22 protein-coding genes and 1 other RNA gene are annotated in these 19,771 nt (G+C 72.9%); 8 read left to right on the forward strand and 15 right to left on the reverse strand.

Annotated elements, in window-relative coordinates; translation table 11 throughout:
• Positions 1 to 164: 164 nt before the first annotated feature.
• From HHL10_RS26755 to HHL10_RS26765, 3 genes are all read right to left on the reverse strand, one after another.
• Positions 165 to 905: a PEP-CTERM sorting domain-containing protein gene (locus HHL10_RS26755; RefSeq protein ID WP_169163472.1), complete on the reverse strand. Its 741-nt coding sequence runs from the start codon at positions 903 to 905 to the stop codon at positions 165 to 167.
• A 204-nt stretch (positions 906 to 1,109) separates the two neighbouring features.
• Complete coding sequence (locus tag HHL10_RS26760) at positions 1,110 to 1,751, reverse strand: M23 family metallopeptidase (RefSeq protein ID WP_169163473.1); 642 nt, start codon at positions 1,749 to 1,751, stop codon at positions 1,110 to 1,112.
• Between the two features lie 4 nt (positions 1,752 to 1,755).
• Entirely contained in the window at positions 1,756 to 2,793 is a 1,038-nt protein-coding gene (locus HHL10_RS26765) for a L,D-transpeptidase family protein (RefSeq protein ID WP_169163474.1), read from the reverse strand.
• A 221-nt stretch (positions 2,794 to 3,014) separates the two neighbouring features.
• On the opposite strand from HHL10_RS26765, the gene HHL10_RS26770 reads away from it, so the two are divergent.
• Together HHL10_RS26770 and HHL10_RS26775 are read left to right on the forward strand one after the other, a co-directional pair.
• A complete protein-coding gene (locus HHL10_RS26770) occupies positions 3,015 to 3,236 on the forward strand; it encodes a hypothetical protein (RefSeq protein ID WP_169163475.1) in 222 nt (73 codons plus the stop codon).
• A gap of 82 nt (positions 3,237 to 3,318) precedes the next feature.
• Positions 3,319 to 4,215, forward strand: coding sequence for a LysR family transcriptional regulator (locus HHL10_RS26775; RefSeq protein WP_169163476.1), 897 nt, complete (start codon positions 3,319 to 3,321; stop codon positions 4,213 to 4,215).
• Between the two features lie 36 nt (positions 4,216 to 4,251).
• On the opposite strand, the gene HHL10_RS26780 is transcribed toward HHL10_RS26775, so the two are convergent.
• Both HHL10_RS26780 and HHL10_RS26785 read right to left on the reverse strand, forming a co-directional pair.
• The gene (locus HHL10_RS26780; RefSeq protein ID WP_169163477.1) at positions 4,252 to 5,190 is read right to left on the reverse strand and encodes an EamA family transporter; all 939 of its coding nucleotides are present in this window, start codon (positions 5,188 to 5,190) and stop codon (positions 4,252 to 4,254) included.
• Positions 5,187 to 5,351 (reverse strand): hypothetical protein, encoded by a 165-nt coding sequence (locus HHL10_RS26785; protein WP_169163478.1) that lies wholly within the window; start codon positions 5,349 to 5,351, stop codon positions 5,187 to 5,189. The genes HHL10_RS26780 and HHL10_RS26785 overlap by 4 nt, the downstream gene beginning before the upstream one ends.
• Before the next feature lie 146 nt (positions 5,352 to 5,497).
• Here HHL10_RS26785 and HHL10_RS26790 point away from each other — a divergent pair, with 146 nt between their 5' ends.
• Positions 5,498 to 6,004, forward strand: a complete 507-nt coding sequence (locus HHL10_RS26790) for a hypothetical protein (protein ID WP_169163479.1) — start codon at positions 5,498 to 5,500, stop codon at positions 6,002 to 6,004.
• Positions 6,005 to 6,040: 36 nt separating this feature from the next.
• On the opposite strand, the gene HHL10_RS26795 is transcribed toward HHL10_RS26790, so the two are convergent.
• Both HHL10_RS26795 and HHL10_RS26800 read right to left on the reverse strand, forming a co-directional pair.
• Positions 6,041 to 6,505, reverse strand: a complete 465-nt coding sequence (locus tag HHL10_RS26795) for a BLUF domain-containing protein (protein ID WP_169163480.1) — start codon at positions 6,503 to 6,505, stop codon at positions 6,041 to 6,043.
• A gap of 149 nt (positions 6,506 to 6,654) precedes the next feature.
• Entirely contained in the window at positions 6,655 to 7,107 is a 453-nt protein-coding gene (locus HHL10_RS26800) for a fasciclin domain-containing protein (protein ID WP_169163481.1), read from the reverse strand.
• Positions 7,108 to 7,246: 139 nt separating this feature from the next.
• On the opposite strand from HHL10_RS26800, the gene HHL10_RS26805 reads away from it, so the two are divergent.
• The gene (locus tag HHL10_RS26805; RefSeq protein ID WP_169163482.1) at positions 7,247 to 8,167 is read left to right on the forward strand and encodes a MerR family transcriptional regulator; all 921 of its coding nucleotides are present in this window, start codon (positions 7,247 to 7,249) and stop codon (positions 8,165 to 8,167) included.
• Between the two features lie 157 nt (positions 8,168 to 8,324).
• Here the strand turns inward: HHL10_RS26805 and HHL10_RS26810 are convergent, their stop codons facing one another.
• Positions 8,325 to 9,116, reverse strand: coding sequence for a DUF2189 domain-containing protein (locus tag HHL10_RS26810; protein ID WP_169163483.1), 792 nt, complete (start codon positions 9,114 to 9,116; stop codon positions 8,325 to 8,327).
• 196 nt (positions 9,117 to 9,312) lie between these two features.
• Here HHL10_RS26810 and HHL10_RS26815 point away from each other — a divergent pair, with 196 nt between their 5' ends.
• Positions 9,313 to 10,689: a formimidoylglutamate deiminase gene (locus HHL10_RS26815; RefSeq protein WP_169163484.1), complete on the forward strand. Its 1,377-nt coding sequence runs from the start codon at positions 9,313 to 9,315 to the stop codon at positions 10,687 to 10,689.
• On the opposite strand, the gene HHL10_RS26820 is transcribed toward HHL10_RS26815, so the two are convergent.
• The gene (locus HHL10_RS26820) at positions 10,655 to 11,800 is read right to left on the reverse strand and encodes a glycosyltransferase family 9 protein (protein ID WP_169163485.1); all 1,146 of its coding nucleotides are present in this window, start codon (positions 11,798 to 11,800) and stop codon (positions 10,655 to 10,657) included. The genes HHL10_RS26815 and HHL10_RS26820 overlap by 35 nt on opposite strands.
• 15 nt (positions 11,801 to 11,815) lie before the next feature.
• On the reverse strand, positions 11,816 to 12,055 hold the full coding sequence (locus HHL10_RS26825; protein ID WP_169163486.1) for a hypothetical protein: 240 nt from the start codon (positions 12,053 to 12,055) through the stop codon (positions 11,816 to 11,818).
• A gap of 320 nt (positions 12,056 to 12,375) precedes the next feature.
• On the opposite strand from HHL10_RS26825, the gene HHL10_RS26830 reads away from it, so the two are divergent.
• Positions 12,376 to 13,740 carry an erythromycin esterase family protein gene (locus HHL10_RS26830; protein WP_169163487.1) on the forward strand — a complete coding sequence of 455 codons (1,365 nt, stop codon included), beginning with the start codon at positions 12,376 to 12,378 and terminating at the stop codon, positions 13,738 to 13,740.
• A 147-nt stretch (positions 13,741 to 13,887) separates the two neighbouring features.
• On the opposite strand, the gene HHL10_RS26835 is transcribed toward HHL10_RS26830, so the two are convergent.
• The 4 genes from HHL10_RS26835 to HHL10_RS26850 all read right to left on the reverse strand — a co-directional run bounded on the left by HHL10_RS26835 (position 13,888) and on the right by HHL10_RS26850 (position 16,582).
• Positions 13,888 to 14,382 carry a hypothetical protein gene (locus HHL10_RS26835; RefSeq protein ID WP_169163488.1) on the reverse strand — a complete coding sequence of 165 codons (495 nt, stop codon included), beginning with the start codon at positions 14,380 to 14,382 and terminating at the stop codon, positions 13,888 to 13,890.
• A 378-nt stretch (positions 14,383 to 14,760) separates the two neighbouring features.
• Positions 14,761 to 15,882 carry a hypothetical protein gene (locus HHL10_RS26840; protein ID WP_169163489.1) on the reverse strand — a complete coding sequence of 374 codons (1,122 nt, stop codon included), beginning with the start codon at positions 15,880 to 15,882 and terminating at the stop codon, positions 14,761 to 14,763.
• Between the two features lie 101 nt (positions 15,883 to 15,983).
• Positions 15,984 to 16,308, reverse strand: a transfer-messenger RNA (tmRNA) gene (ssrA, locus tag HHL10_RS26845).
• A gap of 28 nt (positions 16,309 to 16,336) precedes the next feature.
• Entirely contained in the window at positions 16,337 to 16,582 is a 246-nt protein-coding gene (locus tag HHL10_RS26850; RefSeq protein WP_169163490.1) for a hypothetical protein, read from the reverse strand.
• Between the two features lie 218 nt (positions 16,583 to 16,800).
• On the opposite strand from HHL10_RS26850, the gene HHL10_RS26855 reads away from it, so the two are divergent.
• A complete protein-coding gene (locus HHL10_RS26855) occupies positions 16,801 to 17,952 on the forward strand; it encodes an alpha/beta fold hydrolase (RefSeq protein WP_169163491.1) in 1,152 nt (383 codons plus the stop codon).
• On the opposite strand, the gene HHL10_RS26860 is transcribed toward HHL10_RS26855, so the two are convergent.
• A complete protein-coding gene (locus tag HHL10_RS26860; protein ID WP_169163492.1) occupies positions 17,949 to 18,176 on the reverse strand; it encodes a hypothetical protein in 228 nt (75 codons plus the stop codon). The genes HHL10_RS26855 and HHL10_RS26860 overlap by 4 nt on opposite strands.
• Positions 18,177 to 18,475: 299 nt before the next feature.
• Between HHL10_RS26860 and HHL10_RS26865 the strand changes: the two genes are divergently transcribed.
• A complete protein-coding gene (locus HHL10_RS26865) occupies positions 18,476 to 19,765 on the forward strand; it encodes a cation:proton antiporter (RefSeq protein WP_169163493.1) in 1,290 nt (429 codons plus the stop codon).
• The last annotated feature ends 6 nt before the right edge of the window (positions 19,766 to 19,771 follow it).

Consider the following 19,771-nt stretch of genomic DNA (forward strand, 5'->3'; position numbering starts at 1 on the left):
TGGTGGCGGGCCATCGGTTTAGCAACGTCCCGGCGCGAACGCGACATCATCAAAGTCCCGCGCAGTGTGTTCCGCCGCCTGCACGAGGCGGCTTGCTATGCCGCGTGATGGCCAAAGTCGAGCTGAGGGCCGGGACGTGCGGTCCGGGCGCGCCCTGCTGTCGCTCAGGCCGGCATCGCCGCGGCGCCGGCCGCCTGCTGTTGACGCCGCCTGCGCCCGCGGACGGCCGCGCACAGAGCCAGGCCGCTGACCCAGAGCGCTGCGGTGGACGGCTCGGGGACCGGGGAGATGTTGGCCTGGAGGCGGGTCGAGTCGTTGTAGTAGGAGCCGTTGCCGAAGCCCACCGCGAAATCGACGACGTCGCCGGCCCGGAGCGCTTGCCTGCTGCGGAACGAGGGCCCGGCCCTGTAGGTGTCCACCATGCCATCGAACACCGGTTGCCCGTTCACGAGCACATGCACGTCGGTCGTGCCGGGGTAGAGGTCGATGCTCATGAAGCGGCCGTTGAGGGCGAAGCTGCCCGCCATGTCGGCGGTGAAGCGCAGCACCGCGTATTCCCCGCCGGGGCCGGGATGGAGCAGCAGCTCGCCCGGCAGCACGTAGACCGTGTTGGCGCTCAGCAGCGGCCGGCCCGTGCCGTTGTGGCCGACGAGCGGGAAGAACCCCGGTGGAGCGTCGTCGGAAGGCACGTCGCCCATCCACAGGTCGAGCCCCGCGGCGTCCGGCGCGTGGCGCTGGGCGGTGTTGAACGCGCCGCCCAGTGACGCCGACCAGCCGTAGGTCCAGGGCCCCGACGGGTTTTGCGTGGGCGAGAACTGCGCCGCGGGGTCGTAGGCCGCCGCAGCCAGCGGCATGAGGCAGGCACCGGCGACGGCGGCACCCGGAAGGAGTCGGAATCGAGGCATGCGGATCTCCCTGGCCATCGCCTTCGATGGGCGGACACCCAAGAACCGCCGCCTGCCCCCCGCGAGGCGGAACCGGCGCGCGGGGCCGCAACCATGGTATTGACGCCTTGCGGCCGGATTCGCCGGGACCCCAACGCGCCTGCGGCCTCTTGCCCGGTCCAGCGGACGGACCCTCGATGGACGCGGGGATGCCTCGGACCCCGCTCAAGGTCCCCGCCCCGCCTTCACCAGCACCGGGTACGGATTCACCGCTGTCCCCTTCCACCATTGCCGCTCGGGGTCGAGGCGAAAGATGGCGAAGTGCAGGTGCGGCGCCTCCGGGTTGGCGTTGCCGGTGCTGCCCACGTAACCGATCACCTGGCCGCGCTGCAGCGTCATGCCTTCGCTCAGCCCTTCGGCATAACGGTCGAGGTGCGCGTAGTAGTAGGCGTAGCGGCTGCTGGGGTCGAACTGGTAGATCGTCAGCCCGCCGGGCACGCTGGTGAACAGTTTCACGAGGCGCCCCTCGTCCACCGCGACCACCGGCGTGCCGCGCGGGGCGGCAATGTCCAGGGCCTCGTGCGGTCGCGCGCCGGCGTCGCGGCCCTCGTTGAAGGTGTCGCGCAGCTCGGAGGCGGCCACGCCTTGCACCGGGAGCAGCAGTCGCCGCTCGGCCAGGGCGGCCAGGTCCTGCGCCTGCGCGGCGGCTTCGGCTTCCTCCGGCGTCGCGGCCTCGGCCATGCGCGGGCCCGCCGGCGAGCCGACCGGCAGCAGCACCACCGCCAAGCCCAGCCCGGCACCCAGCAGCAACCCCATCAGCGCGGAGCGGGCCGCCCGCGCGATGAAGGCCTTGCCGCCCGGGCGCATGGCGCTAGTCCTGCACGTCCACGACGGTGCCGACCTTGACCAGGGACGACAGGCGCTGCGCGTCCCAGTTGGTCAGGTTGATGCAGCCGTTGGTGACGCGGCGGCCGAGCTGCGCGGGCTCGGCCGTGCCGTGGATGCCCCAGTGCGGCTTGGACAGTCCCAGCCAGACCACGCCCACCGGGTTGTTGGGCCCGGGCGGGATCTCGGCCTTGGTGTGGTGCGCCTTGGACTCGCGGATGCGCTGGGGGTCGTAATAGAAGACCGGGTCGGTGACCTCGTTGGCGATCTTGAACTCGCCGTTTTCCAGCGGATCGAGGCTGCCGCCCAGGCTGACCGGGAAGGCCGCCACCACGGCGCCGTCCTCGCGCAGGGCATAGAGCACGTGGTCGGACTTGTCGATGCGCAGTGAGGCCACGGCCGGCGCCGCCGCCGCACCGGCGCCCACGTCCGCCACCACCAGGCGCTCGCCGGCGGCGAATTTCGCGTGCGGATTGAGCTGGCGCAGCAGCTTCGGGCTCATGTGGAACCTCTCGGCCAGCGCCTCCTGGGGCGACTCGTAGCCCAGCTTCTCCAGCTTGGTGCGCTCCATCATGTCCGCCGGGATGCGCATGAAGGGGCCAGCGACATCCTGCTCGCTGACCGTGTAGAGGCCCAGCACCGGCGTGGCGTCGGCGCGCAGCGCCTGCAAGGTGGCCGGACCGAGCAGGCCGTCCACCGGCTGCAGGCCCCGCGCACGCTGAAAAGCCGCCACGGCGCGGCGCATGTTGGTGCCGTAGAGGCCGTCGATCTCGCCGACCGGGAACCAGGCGCGGTCCAGCATCACCTGGGCCCGCACCACGGCCGGGCCGCGCGCGCCGGGGTGCAGGCTGGGCGGGTCGGCGGCGGGGTCGTTGTAGTGGGCGATGAGGGCGTCGGGGGTGGCCGGCTGGACGGCCTGGGCCGGCTGGCGGGCCGGGGTCGCGGCGGTGGCGGTGAGAGGCGACGCGGCCAGGGCGGCGAGGGTAAGGAGGAAGGCAGGGAGTGCGGGGCGGCGTCGGGGCATGGCAATTGGCGGCTTGTGGGTCTCTGCCCCGCCTCGACGGCGTGCTGCCTTCGGAGGCTTGGGGGCTGAGCGCTATGGGCAAGCGTTGGGCCATCGCGTCCCACCGATCCTGGGCATGGGGATGGCTGCGGAGAGAACGAGGCCGGAACAAGCCTTTTGATTTGCCCCCGACGCGCGCCGGCCGACACTCCTGTCGAAACCTTCAACCACGGAGCAGTGCCATGGCGGTCGCGAGCTTCAGCGTGCCGGATTACGTGAAAGAGGCTTTTGATGCGGCCTTTGAGGGGCAGGACAAGGACGCCGTCATGGCGGCGTTGATGCGCGAGGCGGTGCGGCGGGAGCGGCACCGTAGTGCCGTGGAGCGCATATTGGCCCGTCACCGGAATGCGCCGCAGGTCACGTGGGAGGAGTTTCAGGCGGCGCGGGAGGAAGGGCGCTCGTAGTCCGCGTGACTGATGCCGGCGTAACAGTGAGAGCTTCCCACTGCAGTAAAACCGAACACACTGCTTTTGCTGCATCTGGCTTTTGATCACCCACCTCCCCCTCCAATGCTTCTGCCGCGTGGTCGAGACCGGCAGCTTCGCCGCCGCCGCACGCGACATGGACCTGTCGCGTGCCGTGGTCACCAAGTACGTGCAGCAGTTGGAGGACTGGACCGCCAGCCGCCTGCTGGCGCGCACCACGCGGGCGATGCAGCTCACCGAGGCCGGCGAGCGCTTCTATGCCTACTGCCGCCGCGTGCTCGCCGACACCGAGGCCACGCTGGGCGGGCTGCGCGAACACCAGGACGGTCCCTCGGGGCGGCTGGTGGTGTCGGCGCCGGTGTCGATGACGCTGGGCCTGCTCGCACCCGTGCTGCACGAGTTCCAGGCCGTGCATCCGGCCGTGGAGCTGGAGATGCGCCTCAACGACCACCCGGCCGACCTGGTGCGCGAGGGCATCGACGTGGCGTTGCGCGGGCAGGCGCAGCTCGACGACTCCTCACTGGTCGCCACGCCGCTGGCCGTCATCGAGCGCGTGGTCTGCGCCGCGCCGGCCTACTGGCAGCGCCATGGCCTGCCCGCCACGCCGCAGCAGCTGCGTCCCCGGGATTGCCTGCCCTATCTGCTTGCCACCGACGCGCTGCGCTGGCGCTTCCAGGATGCCGAGGGCGGCGTGACGGAAGTGGAGGTGGCCGGGCGCTTCCGCACCGACAACAGCCTGCTGCTCATCGACGCCCTGCTGCGCGGCGCGGGCGTGGCGCTGGTGCCGGCGCCGCTGGTGCGCGAGCCGCTGCGCGACGGCCGGCTGCAGGCGGCGCTGACGAACTTCCGCACCACGCCGCGCACGCTCTTCGCCGTCTATCCCAGCCGCACGCACCTGCCGGCCAAGGTGCGGGCCTTCGTGGATTTCCTGCGGGAGAGGTTCAGGAACGGGGTGTGAGCGAGGGTCAGCCGTTGGCGCCAGCGCAGGCGGTGCTCATGCCGTGGCGCCCCGCGCCGGGCGGCTCACCGCCGGCCGGGCGGGATGGCGGTGCATCAGCCGCATCGCGGCCAGCACCAGCGCCAGCGAGGGCCAGGCCGTCCAGGGCAGGCGCTCGCCAAAGAACAGCACGCCCACGGCCACGCCCGCCACCATCATGGCCTGCCCGATGAAGCTGAACAGCACCGGGTCGGCGCGGCGCTGCAGCAGGAAATACAGCAGGTAAGCGAGCGTCATCACCGCGCTCTGCAGCGCCAGGCCGCCCAGCACCGGCGCGGTCAACGGCACCGCCAGCCCGCCGCTCACCAGACCGACCAGCAGCAGCAGCGCGCCCGAGGCCAGCAGCAGCAGGCCACCCAGCCATTCGGCCGCCACGCCCGGCGGCAGTTTTACGGAGCGATAGACATTGGCCGCGCCCACCAGCGCCGGCATCGCCAGCAGGCCCAGCAGCGCCGGCAGGGTCAGCGGCGCCAGCGCATGCCGGCCCAGCACCAGGCCCAGGGCGCCGGCCAGGCCCAGCAGGATGGCGGCCAAGCGCATCGGCTGAAAGCGCTCGCGGCGCAGCAGCAGCGTGGTCGCCAGCGTGAACACCGGCGGCAAGGTGAAAGCCATCGCGGTGATGCCGGCGCCGGCGCTGGCGGAGAGGGCGAAGGCCACCGTCATCGGCACGGCATGGCCCATCACGCCGGCGACGACGCTGTAACGCAGCGTGCGGCCCCAGTGCGCCGGCCGCGGCTGGCGCGCGGCGGCCAGCAGCACCAGCAGCGCCCCGGCCACGGTGGTCGGCCAGGCCGCAAAGGCCAGCGCCGACACGCCCAGCCCCGCCATCGCCTTGGCGCCCGGCAGCGCCAGCCCCAGCAGGCCGCCGACGGCGAAGAGCAGGCCCCAGGGCGCGGCGGCCGGACGCGCCGGCAGGGCGGCGGACGCGGCACTCATGCCCACGGCTCCAGGCGCCCGGGTGCATGGCTCGCCCCGTACGGGCCCGGCGAGCCGGAACCGCCGCGGCTGGGCACGGTGCACGAGCGGGTCATGAGCGGCACGTCGATGCGGCGCGGCAGCGCGCCGGCGAGCCAGGGATCGAACAGGGAGCGGGGCATGGAGGTTTCCGGAGGCATGGGCATGGCGGCGACTCTAGGCAGCCGGCCGATGCGGAAATAGCCGGCGCGCGTGGCATGACTGTTCACGCGGCGCGTCAATTGCCCACCCTGGCGAACCACCCGGCCGTCCGCCCGCTCCAATCCCCATGCGCCGCATCGTTTTCGCCCTGCCCTGGCTGCTGGCCGCCGGCGCCACGCCGGCCCAGGAGGGCAACGCGCTGCATGCGGCCGAGTGCCGCGGCGCGCTGGCGGCGCTGCAGGCGCAGGAGTCCTCGGCGCTCGCCGGGCCGCGCCCCGACGAGGCCGCCCAGCGCGCCGCCCTGGTCCGCCTCAATGCTGCGCGTGACCGCGCCGCGCGGGCCTGCCTGCAAGGCCGTCCCGACCAGCCCGCCCTGCCCGGGCGCCTGGCGCAGCCGCCGCTGAGCGTGCCGCCCCCCGTGGCGCTGACGCCGCAGCCGGCGCCGCTGCCGCCACCACCCACGGGCATCCCGGTGCCGCCGCCGCGTCCGGCGCCGCCCTCTGCCATCACCTCCTGCGACGTGGCGGGCTGCTGGGCCAACGACGGCACACGCCTGCAGCGCATCGGCCCGAATCAGCTGCTCGGCCCGCGCGGCTTCTGCACTGCGTCGGGTGCGCTGTTGAACTGTCCTTGAGCGTCCCGAACCGGCCGGCGCGCGGCAGGGCGCGGCTCACTGCATGTCGCTGCCCTCGACGAGCTTCTTGAAAGCGTCCAGCAGCCGTGTCGTGTCGGAGCGCTCCAGCGCCAGGAAGTCCTGCAGCGCCTCGGGCTCGGCCCAGCCGCCCGACCAGCCGTCGAACAGCGGCGGCCGGGCATCGGCGGCATGCAGGAACACCGCCACGCCGGCATGGCGCGCGTCGGCCTCGATGCGCCGCGCCAGCGCATCCACCACCTCGCCCGGACCTTCAAGCAGCTGCACGAAGTGCTCGCCATCGAACAGCAGCGCGCCCGTCAGGCCGAGCTGGCGGTTGCGCTCGCGCGCCTGCGTCAGCAGCGCGCCGACCACCGTCACGGGCTGCCGCGGCGCCAGGCGGCTGGCATAGAGGTAGCGGCAAGTGGCCTGGCCGGCGCAGCCGCGCGCGGGAGGAGCGGCGTCGAGAACGGTTTGAGAAGGGGCTTCTGAGGTGGCTTCCACGGCGGCGCAGGCTTCCTGGGCAAAAGGGACACGGAAGGGCCCGCCATGGCAGGCGCGACGCACGGGCGGCTACAGGAAAGCGCACGCGCACCGTCGCGCCCACAGCAATCGCGATGCCGGGGCGCCGGGAGGCGCCGCCGGCCGGGGCTTCACTGCGGCATCAGCACGCGGTCGATGACGTGGATGACGCCATTGCTGGCCGTGATGTCGGTCTTGACCACCTTGGCCTGGTCCACCGTCACGCCGCCCTGGGTGGCGACGGTCAGCGAGCCACCCTGCACGGTGGCCACCTTGCCGGCCTTGACGTCGCTGGCCATCACCTTGGCCGGCACCACGTGGTAGGTCAGCACCTGGGTCAGCTTGGCCTTGTCCTTGAGCAGCGCGTCGAGCTGCTCCTTCGGGATCTTGGCGAAGGCCTCGTCGGTGGGCGCGAACACCGTGAACGGACCCGTGCCCTTGAGCGTGGCCACCAGGTCCGCCTGCTTCACCGCCGCCACCAGCGTGTTGAAGTTGCCCGCCGACACGGCGGTATCGACGAGGTCGGCCGCGCGGGCGCCCATAGCGGCAAGAACCAGGGCAGAGGCAAGGAAGAGCTTCTTCATGTCGGACTCCATGGGTGAGAACGCGCCGGGGCGCGGAATTGGTTCTTAAGCCCGTTTTGTCCTGGACAAACCGGGCTTGGCACAAATCATAGGCCTTACCCCCTGCCTTGTTCAAGCAGTGTCTAGGACAATTGGGGTTATGAGCACTTTGTTGTCGATCGCGGACGTGGAGCGCGACACCGGCTTGGCCAAGGACACGCTGCGGGTGTGGGAGCGGCGCTACGGCTTTCCGCAGCCGCAGCGCGATGCGCTGGGCGAGCGGCTGTACGCGCCGGAGCAGGTGGAGAAGCTGCGTCTGATCCGGCGCCTGATCGACGCCGGCCACCGGCCGGGGCGGCTGGTGCCGCAGCCGGTGGAGGCGCTGCAGGCGCTGCTGGGTGGGCGGAAAGAGCCAGCGGCGGCGCGGGCCCAGGCCCTCACCGGGCCGGACGAGGTGGGCGAGCTGCTGGCGCTGCTGCGCCGCCATGACGCGGCGGCGCTGCGTCAGGCGCTCACCCTGGCCGAGGCCCGGCATGGGTTACGCGGCTTCGTCACCGGCGTGGTGGCGCCGCTGGCGCAGCGCGTGGGCGAGGCCTGGATGCAGGGCGAGCTGCGCATCTTCGAGGAGCACCTCTACACCGAGAGCGTGCAGGCCGTGCTGCACGCGGCGCTGGCCGCGCTGCCGCCGGCGCAGGGACGCCCGCGCGTGCTGCTGGCCACGCTGCCGGGCGAGCCGCACGGGCTCGGCCTGCTGATGGCGCAGGCGCTGCTGGCGCTGGAGGGCTGCGCCTGCCTGTCGCTGGGCACGCAGGTGCCGCTGGACGACCTGGTGGCCGCTGCCGCGGCCTGGCAGGCCGACGTGGTGGCGCTGAGCGTCACCGGCTGCCAGAAGCGCAACCTGGTGCTGGCCAGCCTGGCGCAGTTGCGGGCCCAGATGCCGGCCGAGCGCGCGCTGTGGGTGGGCGGTGCCGCGCCGGCGCTGGGGCGCGGCACGCCACCGGGCATCCGGCGGGTGGCGGCGCTGGAAGACATTTCCGAGGCGCTGGCGCCATGGCGCGCGCCGGCACCACCGGCGGCTTGAAAGTGTCCTGGCCTTCAGTCAGAGCAAGACGGTGCGCGCTTTTGTCCACGACATGAGCGGCCAGCTGGCGGCGCTCGCCGTGAATGAAGCCAGGACGCGCCGGGGCCGGCCGGGCTGAGGCCACCCGGCCGGCGCGACGGCCCGGCTCAAGTCCTGATCAAGCCTCGACCATGTCCCGGTACGCATGCCAGCTCGCATGCGCCAGCAGCGGGAAGACGAAGATCAGGCCCAGCATCAGCGTCAGGAAGCCCGCCAGCACCAGGGCGACGATGAGCGCGGCCCACAGCAGCATCGGCGCGGGGTTGCGCAGGCAGCACTGCAGGCTCGTGAGGGCAGCGGTGATCACGTCCACCGGGCGATCCACCAGCAGCGGCGCGCTGACCACGCTGAACGCGAACACGGCTATGGCCAGCAGCGCGCCGGCGCCCAGGAAGGTCAGCATCAGCCCGAGGTACTGGCCGGACAGCAGCACGTCCGCCATCAGCTGCGAGAGGTGGATGGCCTGGCCGTCGTAATAGAAGGCGAACAGGATGGCCGCCAGGCGCTCCCAGAAGATGTAGGCCAGCGCCAGCAGCAGGCCGAACAGCGCGATCGAGCCGGCATTGCCGCGCATGGCCTGCCAGGCGCGGCGCAGGTCCGTGGGCTCGTTGTCCTCCAGCTGGCGTGTCAACCCGTACAGCGTGATGGCCAGGAACGGGCCCACCAACAGGAAGCCGCCCAGCAGGGCCGGTGCGATGTAGGTGGCCTGCCAGGCCATGGTGCTCAGCAACAGGCCGACGGCGGCCACCAGCAGGCCCAGCCCCAGGCTCGGCCCGGGCGTGCGCATCACGTCGCGCGCGCCCAGGCGCAACCAGTGCATGGGGCGGTCCAGCCCGACCTGGCGCACGGCGGGTGTGACGCCGGGCAGCGGGTGGGCAAGGCGTTGTCGATCATCGAGCGTGTGGTTCATGGCGAACTCCTACGCGGTGGGAAAGACAAGCCGGCACGGCAGGCCATCGCTCAGGACGAAGGACCTGCCGGCGTGCTGCGCGGATGCTAGCGAGGGCCTGGGACGTGGAACAGCAATTCCGGAAAACATGCGTCACCACCAGGGAAAAGCGGCGTCGCCGGTCGTACCCTGCCTGGCCTGGACAGCGGAGACTTCGATGCCTGAACAACTGTGGGCCGCACGGGCCTGGCTGCCCGGCGGCTGGCGCGAGCGGGTGCTGCTGGAGATCGAACGCGACGGGCGCTGGGCCGCCATCACGCCGGACGCGGAACCGCCGCCGGGCGCCGAGATCGCGGCCGGGCCGCTGCTGCCGGCGCTGGTGGACGCGCACAGCCATGCCTTCCAGCGCGCCTTCGCCGGGCTGGCGGAAACGCGCGAGGGCGAAACGGACGACTTCTGGTCCTGGCGCGAGCACATGTACCGCGTGGCCCTGCGCATCACGCCCGAGCAGTTGCAGGCCGTGGCGGCGCAGCTGTACGTGGAGCTGCTGCGCGGCGGCTACACGCAGGTGTGCGAGTTCCACTACCTGCAGCACGATCCGGACGGCCGGCCTCATGAGGACCCGCTGAGGCTGAGCTGGACGCTGGCCGATGCGGCGGCCGAGGCCGGCATCGGGCTGACGCTGCTGCCGGTGCTGTACGAGCGCGCCGGTTTCAGCCAGCCGGCGCTGCGCGGGGAGCAACGGCGCTTCGCGCTGGATGCGCGCGGCGTGTGGGAGGCGGCGCGGCGCATCGAGGCGGCGGGCCGGCCGCTGCTCAACGCGGGGCTGGCGATCCACTCGCTGCGCGCGGCGGCGCCCGGCTCCATCGCCGGGCTGCGCGAGCTGTCCGAGGATTTCGAGGGGCCGATCCACATCCACGTGGCCGAGCAGGCGGGCGAGGTGGAGGAGTGCGTCGCCGCCACGGGCGTGCGGCCGATCGCCTGGCTGTACCGCGAGGGCCTGCTCGACCCGCGCTGGCAGCTCGTCCATGCCACGCACGCCACGCGCAAGGAGATCGCGGCCGTGGACGCCAGCGAGGCCAACGTGGTGCTGTGCCCATCCACCGAGGCGAACCTGGGCGACGGCGTGACGGACCTGGACGGCTGGCTGTCGGCCGGCGTGTGCGTGGCCCTTGGCTCGGACAGCCAGGTGTCGCGCGACGCGCTGGAGGAACTGCGCTGGCTGGAGTACGGCCAGCGGCTGCAGCTGCGCCGGCGCAACGTGGCGGCGGCGCCGGCCACGGGGCGGCCGTCCACGGCGGCGCGGCTGCTGGACGTGGCGGTGCATGCCGGCGCCCGCGCCGCCGGCGAGCCGGGCTGGGGCCTGGTGGAAGGCGCGCGCGCCGACGCGCTGGTGGCCGATGCGCAGGCCGACGGGCTGCTGGGCGTGCCGCCGCCGCGGCTGCTGGACGCGCTGGTGTTCGCCGGCCCGCCGCGCCCCTGGCGCGACGTGATGGTGGCCGGGCGCTGGGTGATCCGCGACAGCCGGCATGAGCACGCGGCGGCGATCGCGGCGCGGTTCAATGAGGCGATGGCAGCGCTGTGGCGGGATTGAGGTCATCGGCCCAGGGCGGCGCCGCCTCGGCCCACAGGCCTCGGGCCTGGTCCAGCACCTGCCCGGTCTGGACCTCGTCCACGAAGCTGTCGTTGTGCTCGCAGCGAAAGCCGATGTTGTAGCGCCCGCACGCCGGGCAATGCAGCCGCCATGACACGGCCACCGCGTGGCGTGCCGAGGTCATCGGGGCGTAGCCGAGCAGGTTGCCGATCCAGAACACGGTGACGCTGCGCAGGCCCACCGCGCGGGCCAGGTGCGCGGTGCCGGTGTCGTTGCCCACGAGCAGGCGGGCCCGCTCCAGCAGCGCCAGCAGGCCGCCCAGCGACAGCTCCTTGTGGCCGAGGTCCAGCGCCGGCCAGCGCATCGCCTCGCGCACGCGGCGCGTGACATCGGCCTCGGCCCGGGTGCCATTGAGCACGACTTGCGCGCCCAGGGCCGCGAAATGGTCGCCCACCGCCGCGAAGCGCTCCGGCGGCCAGGCCCGGCGCGGGTCCGTGCAACCCGGCTGCAGCACCAGCAGCGGCGCCGCGCCGGGGGGCAGCACCGCGGCGGCCTCGCGCCGATCCGCTGCCGTGCCGACCAGCCGCGGCTCGATGTCCACGGGCGGCGCGCCCACCAGCGCCACCGTCTCCAGCAGGCGCAGCGCCTCCGGATGCGGCACCCGGTAGGGCAGGTTGCGCTGCAGCGGCGGCGCGCCCTCGGCCTGCAGGCCGGCACTGACGCGGGCTCCGAAAGCCGCCACCAGCGGGTTGCTGTGCTGGCCACCGCCGTGCAACTGCAGCGCCAGGTCCAGGCGCCGGGCCCGCATCGTGGCCGCGAGCGCCGAGAGTTCGGCCGGATCATCCGCCGCGTCGAGGCCCAGGCTGGGCGGCAGCGCGACCACCTCGTCCACCGGCGAGGGCCGGCCGCGCAGGAACTCGGCATGCCACGGCCGCGCCAGCAGCGTCACGTGGGCCTCGGGATAGGCGCGGCGCAATGCGGCCAGCGCCGGCAGCGCGAGCACGAAGTCGCCCACGGCGTTGGCGCGCAGCACCGCGATGCGCCGCACCCCGGGCACCCACGCGGGCCCGGCCTGGACCGGCTCGCCGTCACCCTGCCCGTCTCCGCGCATCGCAGCCGCGGCCACCTAGCGCACCAGCCCGCCATGGAGACCGGTGTTCGCGCCCGGCGCCGGCTCGGCGCTGTTGGCCGGTGACTCGTCGGAGCCGGACGAGCGCTCATCGGCGTGGCGGCGCAGCCCGCCTTGCCATTCCCGGCGCTCCTGCGCTTCGGGATGTGCCGGGGCCTCGGCGGACGCCGGGTCCTCGGTGGCCGGGTCGGCGGCCGACGACTTCCCGGAGGAGGGATGCTGCTCAGGCTGGCTCATGTCCGTGCTCCGCGTTCCATGGTGGTTGCTGGCCCTTCGGGCAAGCAGCCGGGATGCCGGGAACGGAATCCCGGGCCGGTCTGTCGCCCCCGATTCCGGCATGCCGGCGCCGAGCCACGCCGCCAGGGTTGCCCGGACAAGGCCGGGTGGCGGCCTCGGGCTGGTGGTCGCCGCCGTGCTGCCGGCGTGGCCATTCACAGGAACGAGGGTTGCCGCCCGAAGGCAGGGCGCGGCAAGGGTAGCCCGGGTCACGAACCCGGCGCAGCGCTTGTGACGGCCGTTGCAGGAATGACTGCAAACCAAGCTCGGAGTCGCATGCCATGGGCAAGAACAGAGAAGCCGCCGTGCAGGCCATACGGCACGAGGCGCACCCGCTGCGGGACCTGGAAGACGTGGACCGCGTGCTGGGGCTGGTCGGCGAGTCGCGCATCGTGCTGCTGGGCGAGTCCACGCACGGCACCCGGGAGTTCTACCGGCTGCGCGCCGAGATCACGCGCCGGCTCATCGTCGAGAAGCGCTTCGACGCCGTCGCCGTGGAGGCCGACTGGCCGGCGGCGCTGCGCGTGAGCCGCTACGTGCAGGGCCGCTCCGGCGACACGTCGGCGGAGCAGGCGCTGGGCGGCTTCGAGCGCTTCCCGCGCTGGATGTGGCGCAACACCGAGGTGGTGGCGCTGGTGCAGTGGCTGCGCACCTACAACGACGTGCAGGACGCCCCTGGCGACAAGGTCGGCTTCTTCGGGCTGGACCTGTACAGCCTGCGCGAGTCGATGCAGGCCGTGCTGCGCTACCTCGACGAGGTCGATCCCGAGGCGGCCCAGCGCGCCCGCGCCCGCTACGCCTGCTTCGACGATTTCGCGCACCACCCGCAGGCCTACGGCCACGCCGTCATCCACGGCCTGCGCGACGACTGCGAGCGCGAGGTGGTGCTGCAGCTCACCGAGATGCTGCACCAGGCCGGCCAGCGCCTGGCCGCCAGCCGGGGCCGGGACGGCGGCGGGAGCGACGAGCTGTTCTACGCACAGCAGAACGCGCGCGTGGTGCGCAATGCCGAAACCTACTACCGCGCCATGTTCGCCGGCCGCACCGAGTCCTGGAACGTGCGCGACCGGCACATGGCCTCGACACTGCACCAGTTGCGATCGCACCTGGCGGCGCAGCGCGAGCGGCCGGCGCACATCGTGGTGTGGGCGCACAACTCGCACGTGGGCGACGCGCGCGCCACCGACCGCGCCGAGCGCGGCCAGCTCAACCTGGGGCAACTGGTGCGCGAGCAGCAGCACGACCCGGGCGAGAGTTTCATCCTGGGCTTCACCACCCATGCCGGCAGCGTGGCCGCCGCCTCGGACTGGGACGCGCCGGTGGAGCTCAAGACGGTGCGGCCCTCGCGCATCGACAGCATCGAGCGGCTGCTGCACGAGAGCGCGCTGGAGCGCTTCGTGCTGCCGCTGCAGCGCGGCGGCTCGGACGGGCTGCGCCGCGCGCTGCAGGACTACCGCCTGGCGCGGGCCATCGGCGTGATCTACCGGCCCGAGACCGAGCGCTGGAGCCACTACTTCCATGCCTCGCTGTCGCGGCAGTTCGATGCAGTGATGCACCTGGACCAGACACGGGCGCTGCAGCCGCTGGAGAGCGAGCATCCCTGGGAGAGCACCGAGGAGCCCGAAACCTATCCCAGCGGCCTGTGAGCCTCACCCCTGAAGGAGCACGCCATGACACTGCCCGCCTGGACCCCGAGCCTGCTGGACGCCACCGTGCCGGATTCGCCGGAGGAGCAGCCCCAGCGGCTGCCCCCCACGCCGCCGCCCACGGTGCCGAAGGTGTGAGCGGCTGGCTCAGGACGAACCGCCGGGAGAGCGCGCGCGCCACCGGCTGAACTCGTCGGCGAAGCGCTGCTGCCGCCACGCGCGGTAGTCCTCGTCCAGGCCGCGCAGGTGCTCTTCGCGCCACTGCAGGTACTCGGGGTCGAACTCCTCCTGCGGCGCACTGCCTTGCCCGGCGTGCTGGCCGCCGGCGTGGGGCGCGCGCGGCACATGGCCCCAGGCGGCGGCGTCGCTGCCCGGACCGGCGAACTGCGGAGCGCCCTGGCTGAGCTGGGACCAGTCCGGCTCGTCCTGCTGCCGATGCAGCGCATGCGGCGCCTGCGGCACATGGCCCGGGGTGCCCAGGCCGCCATGCCGGAAGTCGCCCGGCGTCGAGCCTTGCGGGCCGGTGCCTGCCGCGAAGCCGCCCTGACCCTGCTGGAACTGCTGGCCCGGCGCGGGGCCGCGCTGGTGCTCATCGGCGTCATGGAGGCGCTCACGGTGCACCGGTCGGTAAGGGGTGTTCATGGCGTCTCCTTCCTGCTGGGCCGTCGTGCCCGGGGTTGCCGGCGCCGGGTTGCGCCCGGAATTGCCGGCATGTCCTGACCCGAACCCCGCAGAAAACCGGCCGTTGCCCCGCTCCTGGCCGTCCGGCGCGGCCAGGCGCCGCACCGTGCCGGCCAGCTCGCCCAACCAGGCACGGCCCTGCTGCCGGTTCAGGGCGCAAGCCAACAAGGCTCCCACGCCCAGGCCCAGCCACAAGTGGGAACCGCGCTCACGCTGCTTGTGTTCCATACCGCCACCGCCTTTCCACAACCACGCATCACATGGGCGGGGCGGCAAGAGGCATACCGCGCTCGACGGCGCCGGCACCGGCGCTTGGCCGCTGCCGGCGCCCCCGGGCTCTCAGTGCAGCGCCGCGCCGCCGTGCAGCGGCAAGGCGGGCTCGACCGGGCGCCAGCCGTGGGCCTGACCGGCGGCATCAGCTTCCTGCCGAGACGATGACGCCTGCGGAGACGGGCCGGCTTCCATCACCGACCGGCCGGTGACCCGGCCCATGGCCTGGCGCAGCCCTTCATTGCGCGCCGCCCGCACGGCCAGCCCCAAGCCGGCGGCGGCGCTCAGCAGGCCGGTCAGGCCGCCCCGCGAGGCGCCGTAGAGGGTCAAGGCCGTGCCGCCGGCCAGGGCCAGCAACCGCGGGCCCGGCGCCCAGTGCGCCCGCATCAGCTCGGCCTGCGGACCGACGCGCCGCCGGCCGCCCTGCAGCGCCGGCACATGGGCGGCGGAGTCATGCGGCTCCAGCGCGTCCCGCACCTCGCGCACGCCGCGCACCGAGTGGACGCACTTGAGCAACGGCGCCAGCTCGCCGTCGAGCACCGGGCCGCCGATGGTCACGCAACCTTCGGCCGCCGTCACCCAGATCGAGTGCGGGTGCGACACGACGCGGCCCATCGCGGCGCGCACGCGCTGCACCAGCACGGCGTCGTCCGCAGAGCTGCGGCGCAGCAGGGCCGTCGTCCGCGCGCCCAGGCCCTTGGCGCGGTGGCCCAGATCGCGCAGCCCCACATCGACGAAGCAGGCACCGGCATGGCCCAGCCGCACGGCCTGGTCGCGGACCAGGGACAGGCGTCGGCGCCGCCGTTGCGGATCGAGCAGGACCATCGCCGCCGCGCCGACGGCGATGCCGCCAAGGGCCGCCAGCAGTGCGTGGCCCGACGCGACCGGCCGTTGGGCCGGCGGCTCGCGGTCGAGGCGCCGGGCCGCCATCCGTTCGCGGCCTTCGCGGACCAGGAGGCGCAGGCGATGCAGGGCCTGCCGTCCCGCCACCCTGCTTTCGTGCGCGAGCTCCTGCAGGCGGTCCGCGGCCTGCTGGCGGGCGCTTTGCGCGACGTCCGCCGTGTCGTGCGCCGTTGCGGCGGCCTGGTGGCGCAGGGCCGCGCGGCGCCGGCGGCCCTGCCCGGGATCGGAGAAGTACGCCGCGGCCACACCCGCGGCGAGCGTGCCAAGAGCTGTCAATGCGCGTCTCATGGGGTCTCCTTCCATGGCTGCTGCCAATACAGCGCCCCGAGGCGTGCAACCCCCGTTCCCGCAAGGCCGTTGCGACGGCCCAAATGAAATCGCCCTGCGTTTGAGGCAGGGCGATCAACACCGGCGTTCTGTTCTCAGGTGCCGGACCCGGGCTGCCGTATTAGGCGGCGGCCAGGAAGCGCTCGTCGTTGGCGATTGCTTGATTTGCGCGGATTACGTCCGTCGCCTCTCGGGTCGCCTTCTCCAGTTCCTCGCGCCGTCGAAACCAGGTCGGCCCCATCAGAAACACACGCGACATCGGGTTTCGATGTGCTTCTGGTGGAGCCGGCGGGAATCGAACCCGCGTCCGACACGCATCCCCTTTGACGGGATTACGACCATGCGGAGAATTCTATCGCTTCCTAAGAATCCATAGCCTCGGCAAGGCCATGGCGCAGGCGGTCGGCGCCGGCCGCTACCGCCTGCCGAGGCGACCGCCCGAGTGCTCGCGCGCGGCTTCGCGCGCCGCTTCCAGGCCCTCGTCGCTGCCGCCGGACCCGTCACCCGGCCCTTCGGCTTCTGACGCGGTCGGGTCGGATGCGGCGTCCACGAGGGTGTCCTCGTCCGGTGGCGCGGCGGCCTGCTCATCCTGGTCGCGGGACTGCGGCGCGCCGGCGGTGGGCGGGCCGTGGGGAACGCTGTCGTCCGGTACGGGCGTCATGGCGGGCTCCTTCCTTGAATCCGGGATGAACGGGTGCGGCAACCGGAATGCCGTTCATGCCTGTCGCCCACAAAGGACTCCGGGAACAGCTGGGCTGCACGACGGTACGTTGTTTGCCAAGACCCGAGGTTTGGCCGCACGCGCGCCGTCACGCCGCTCGATCCCTCCATGCGGTAACGCCGTTCGGGCAGCGACAAACCTTTCCCACGGGGCTGTAGATGCACAAGGTATGGGCGGCCAATGCCGCGGCAGGACTCAACGGCAGCTTTTTCAAGGGCATGGACGCGATGCGGCTGGCCGCCGGTGCCGGGCTGGACCGGCTCGGCCTCGGCCCGCAGCCCTCGCCCAGCCGGGTGCTGCACGAGGCGCCCGGGCTGCGCCTGCGGCGCTACGACAGCGGCGGCGGGCCGGTGCTGCTGATCGTGCCCGCGCCGATCAAGGCGCACTGGATCTGGGACCTGGCACCGGATTGCAGCGTGGTGCGCGCCGCATTGGCACAGGGCTGCCAGGTCTACCTGGTGGAATGGCATGCGGCGCCGGCGGACTGGGGGCTGGACGAGCATGTGGCCGCCGTCGCCCGTGCCAGCGAGCGGGTGCGGGAAGCTACCGGACACCGGCCGCACCTGATGGGCCATTCACTGGGCGGCACCCTGTCGGCGCTGTGCGCGGCGCGCTATCCGCAGGCCGCGGCCTCGCTGGTGCTGGTGGAGGCGCCGCTGTGCTTCGGCGAGTCCACCGGCGCGCTGGCGTCGGTGGTGCATGCGCTGCCGCCCGGCTTCGCGCAGCGCTATGCCCATGTGCCGGGCAGCCTGGTGAGCCTGGGCGCCAGCCTGGCCTCGCCGGACGAGTTCATCACCGAATCGCGCCTGGACGCCGTCGCGGCGGCGCTGCACGGGCCGCAGGCCTGGCGCCGCCACCTGCTGGCCATGCGCTGGACGCTGCAGGAATTGCCGCTGCCCGGCAAGCTGGTGGCGCAGGTCAGCGATGCGCTGTACCGCGAAGACCGCTTCATGCGCGGCACGCTGGAGCTGGAGGGGCGGCGCGTCACGCCGGGCGAGGTGAACGTGCCCATCACGGCCATCGTCGATGAGCGCAGCCGCGTGGTGCCGGCCCGGTCGCTGGCGGGCTTCGTGCAGGCCACCGCCAGTGAGCGCACGCTGCTGCAGCACTACCGCGGCGACGTGGGCGTGTCGCTGCAGCACCTGGGCGCCCTGATCGGCGAGAGCGCCCACCGCCGGATCTGGCCCCGGGTGTTCGACTGGCTGCGGGAGCTGGAGCCGCCCCGCGCCGACGCGGAGCAGGCATCCGCTCCGGACTTGGCGCCGCCGGCCGGCGGCGCGTCGCCCCGCGCCCGCACCCGCTACCGTTAACGGGCCAGCGGAATCGCGTTGCGCAGCTTTTGCAGAAGCGGCTGCCACCCCATCAGCGAGCGCGGCCGGCGCCAGCGGGCCCCCTCGCGCTTCATCGAGCCCTCCACCCAGCCATGCTCCCAGGCCGTGGCCTCGGGTGAGCCGGGGGCGTAGGGACAGCTCCCGCCAAAGAAAGCCCCGGCCTTGAAGCCTTCGTGCCGGGGGTCGTTTCGGTTCGTCGCCATGGCGTCGCTCCTTTCAGCCCAGACATCGCAAGCGCCGCGCCGGCTGGCCTCCCGTGCTCCCCCTTTTTCGCAGGATTGCCAACTCGGCCTCGATCGTGGCTGGTACCGGGCGACTCACCGGACATGCGGCATCGAGCCGCGACGCCCCGGTGCATCGCGCCCAGGCGGCCGGATCGCCGGCCTCGGGGTGCGCTCCGGGCGGCGCGGTACGCCCATTGCTGACCGGCTCCTGCCATACATCCCGGGTCGGACGGAAGCGCGGCCCGGGTATTTCCTCCATCCACCGACCCCGTCACGCCTTGTTCGCCACCTGGTGCCTGCTGATCGGCTCGCTGCTCGTCGCAATGGGCCTGAGCAACACGCTGCTCAAGCGTCTGCCGGTGAGCGCGGCGGCGCTGTATCTCGCCATCGGCTACATCCTGGGTCCGGAGGTCGCGGGCTTCATCAACTTGAGCCTCACCGAGGACGCCGTGCTGATCGAGCATCTCACCGAGATCGCGGTGCTGGTGTCGCTGTTCGCGGTGGGCCTGCGGCTGCGGGTGCACCTGGACGATCCGCTGTGGCGCGCGCCGGTGCTGCTGGCCAGCGTGGCCATGCTGCTGACCATCGCCTTCATCACGGCGCTGGGCTACTGGGGGCTGGGGCTGTCGCTGGGCGCCGCGGTGCTGCTGGCGGCCGTGCTGGCGCCCACCGACCCGGTGCTGGCCTCCGAGGTGCAGGTCGAGCAGGTCGGCGACCGCGACCGGCTGCGCTTCAGCCTGACCGGCGAAGGCGGGCTCAACGACGGCGCGGCCTTCCCCTTCGTCATGCTGGCGCTGGGGCTGCTGGGCCTGCATGAGCTGGGCACGGGCGGCTGGCGCTGGTGGCTGGTGGACGTGCTGTGGGCCGTGAGCATGGGACTGCTCGTGGGCTGGTTCCTGGGCACGGGCTTCGCCCGCGCCGTGGCCTGGCTGCGCCGCGAGCGCATGCAGGCCCTGGGCATGGAGAGCTTCCTGTCGCTGGGCCTCATCGCGCTGGCCTATGGGGTGGACGTGAAGCTCAAGGCCTACGGCTTCCTGGCCGTGTTCACCGCCGGACTGGCGATGCGCCATGTGGAGCATCTGGACAATCCCGAGAAGCCCAGCGACGAGACCGTCGTCGAGCCCGAGAAGCAGCACTACATCGCGCCGGCCGCGCTGGAGTTCGCACTGGACCTGGAAAAGCTGGTCGAGCTGACCGTGATGCTGCTGGTGGGCAGCCTGCTCAGCACCTCCGCCTTCACCTGGCAGAGCGTCGGCGTGGCGGCGGCGCTGCTGCTGGTGGCCCGGCCCGTGGCGGTGTGGCTGACCACGCGGCACCTGCGCTGGACGCCGATGCAGCGCGCGCTGGCCGCCTGGTTCGGCGTGCGGGGTGTAGGCTCGATGTACTACCTGGCCTATGCCGTCTCGCACGGCGCGTTCACGCCGGACACACCGGAAGTCGCTGACGCGGTGCTGGTCACCATCGCGCTGTCGGTGCTGCTGCACGGCTCGACGGCGACGCCGATCATGGCGGTGTACCAGCGCCGCCTGAAGCGGCGCCAGTTCACGCCGGCCTCCCCGCCGCGCTGACCGGGG

The sequence above is a fragment of the Azohydromonas caseinilytica genome (genome assembly GCF_012927045.1).
In the GTDB taxonomy this organism is placed as follows: domain Bacteria; phylum Pseudomonadota; class Gammaproteobacteria; order Burkholderiales; family Burkholderiaceae_C; genus Azohydromonas; species Azohydromonas caseinilytica.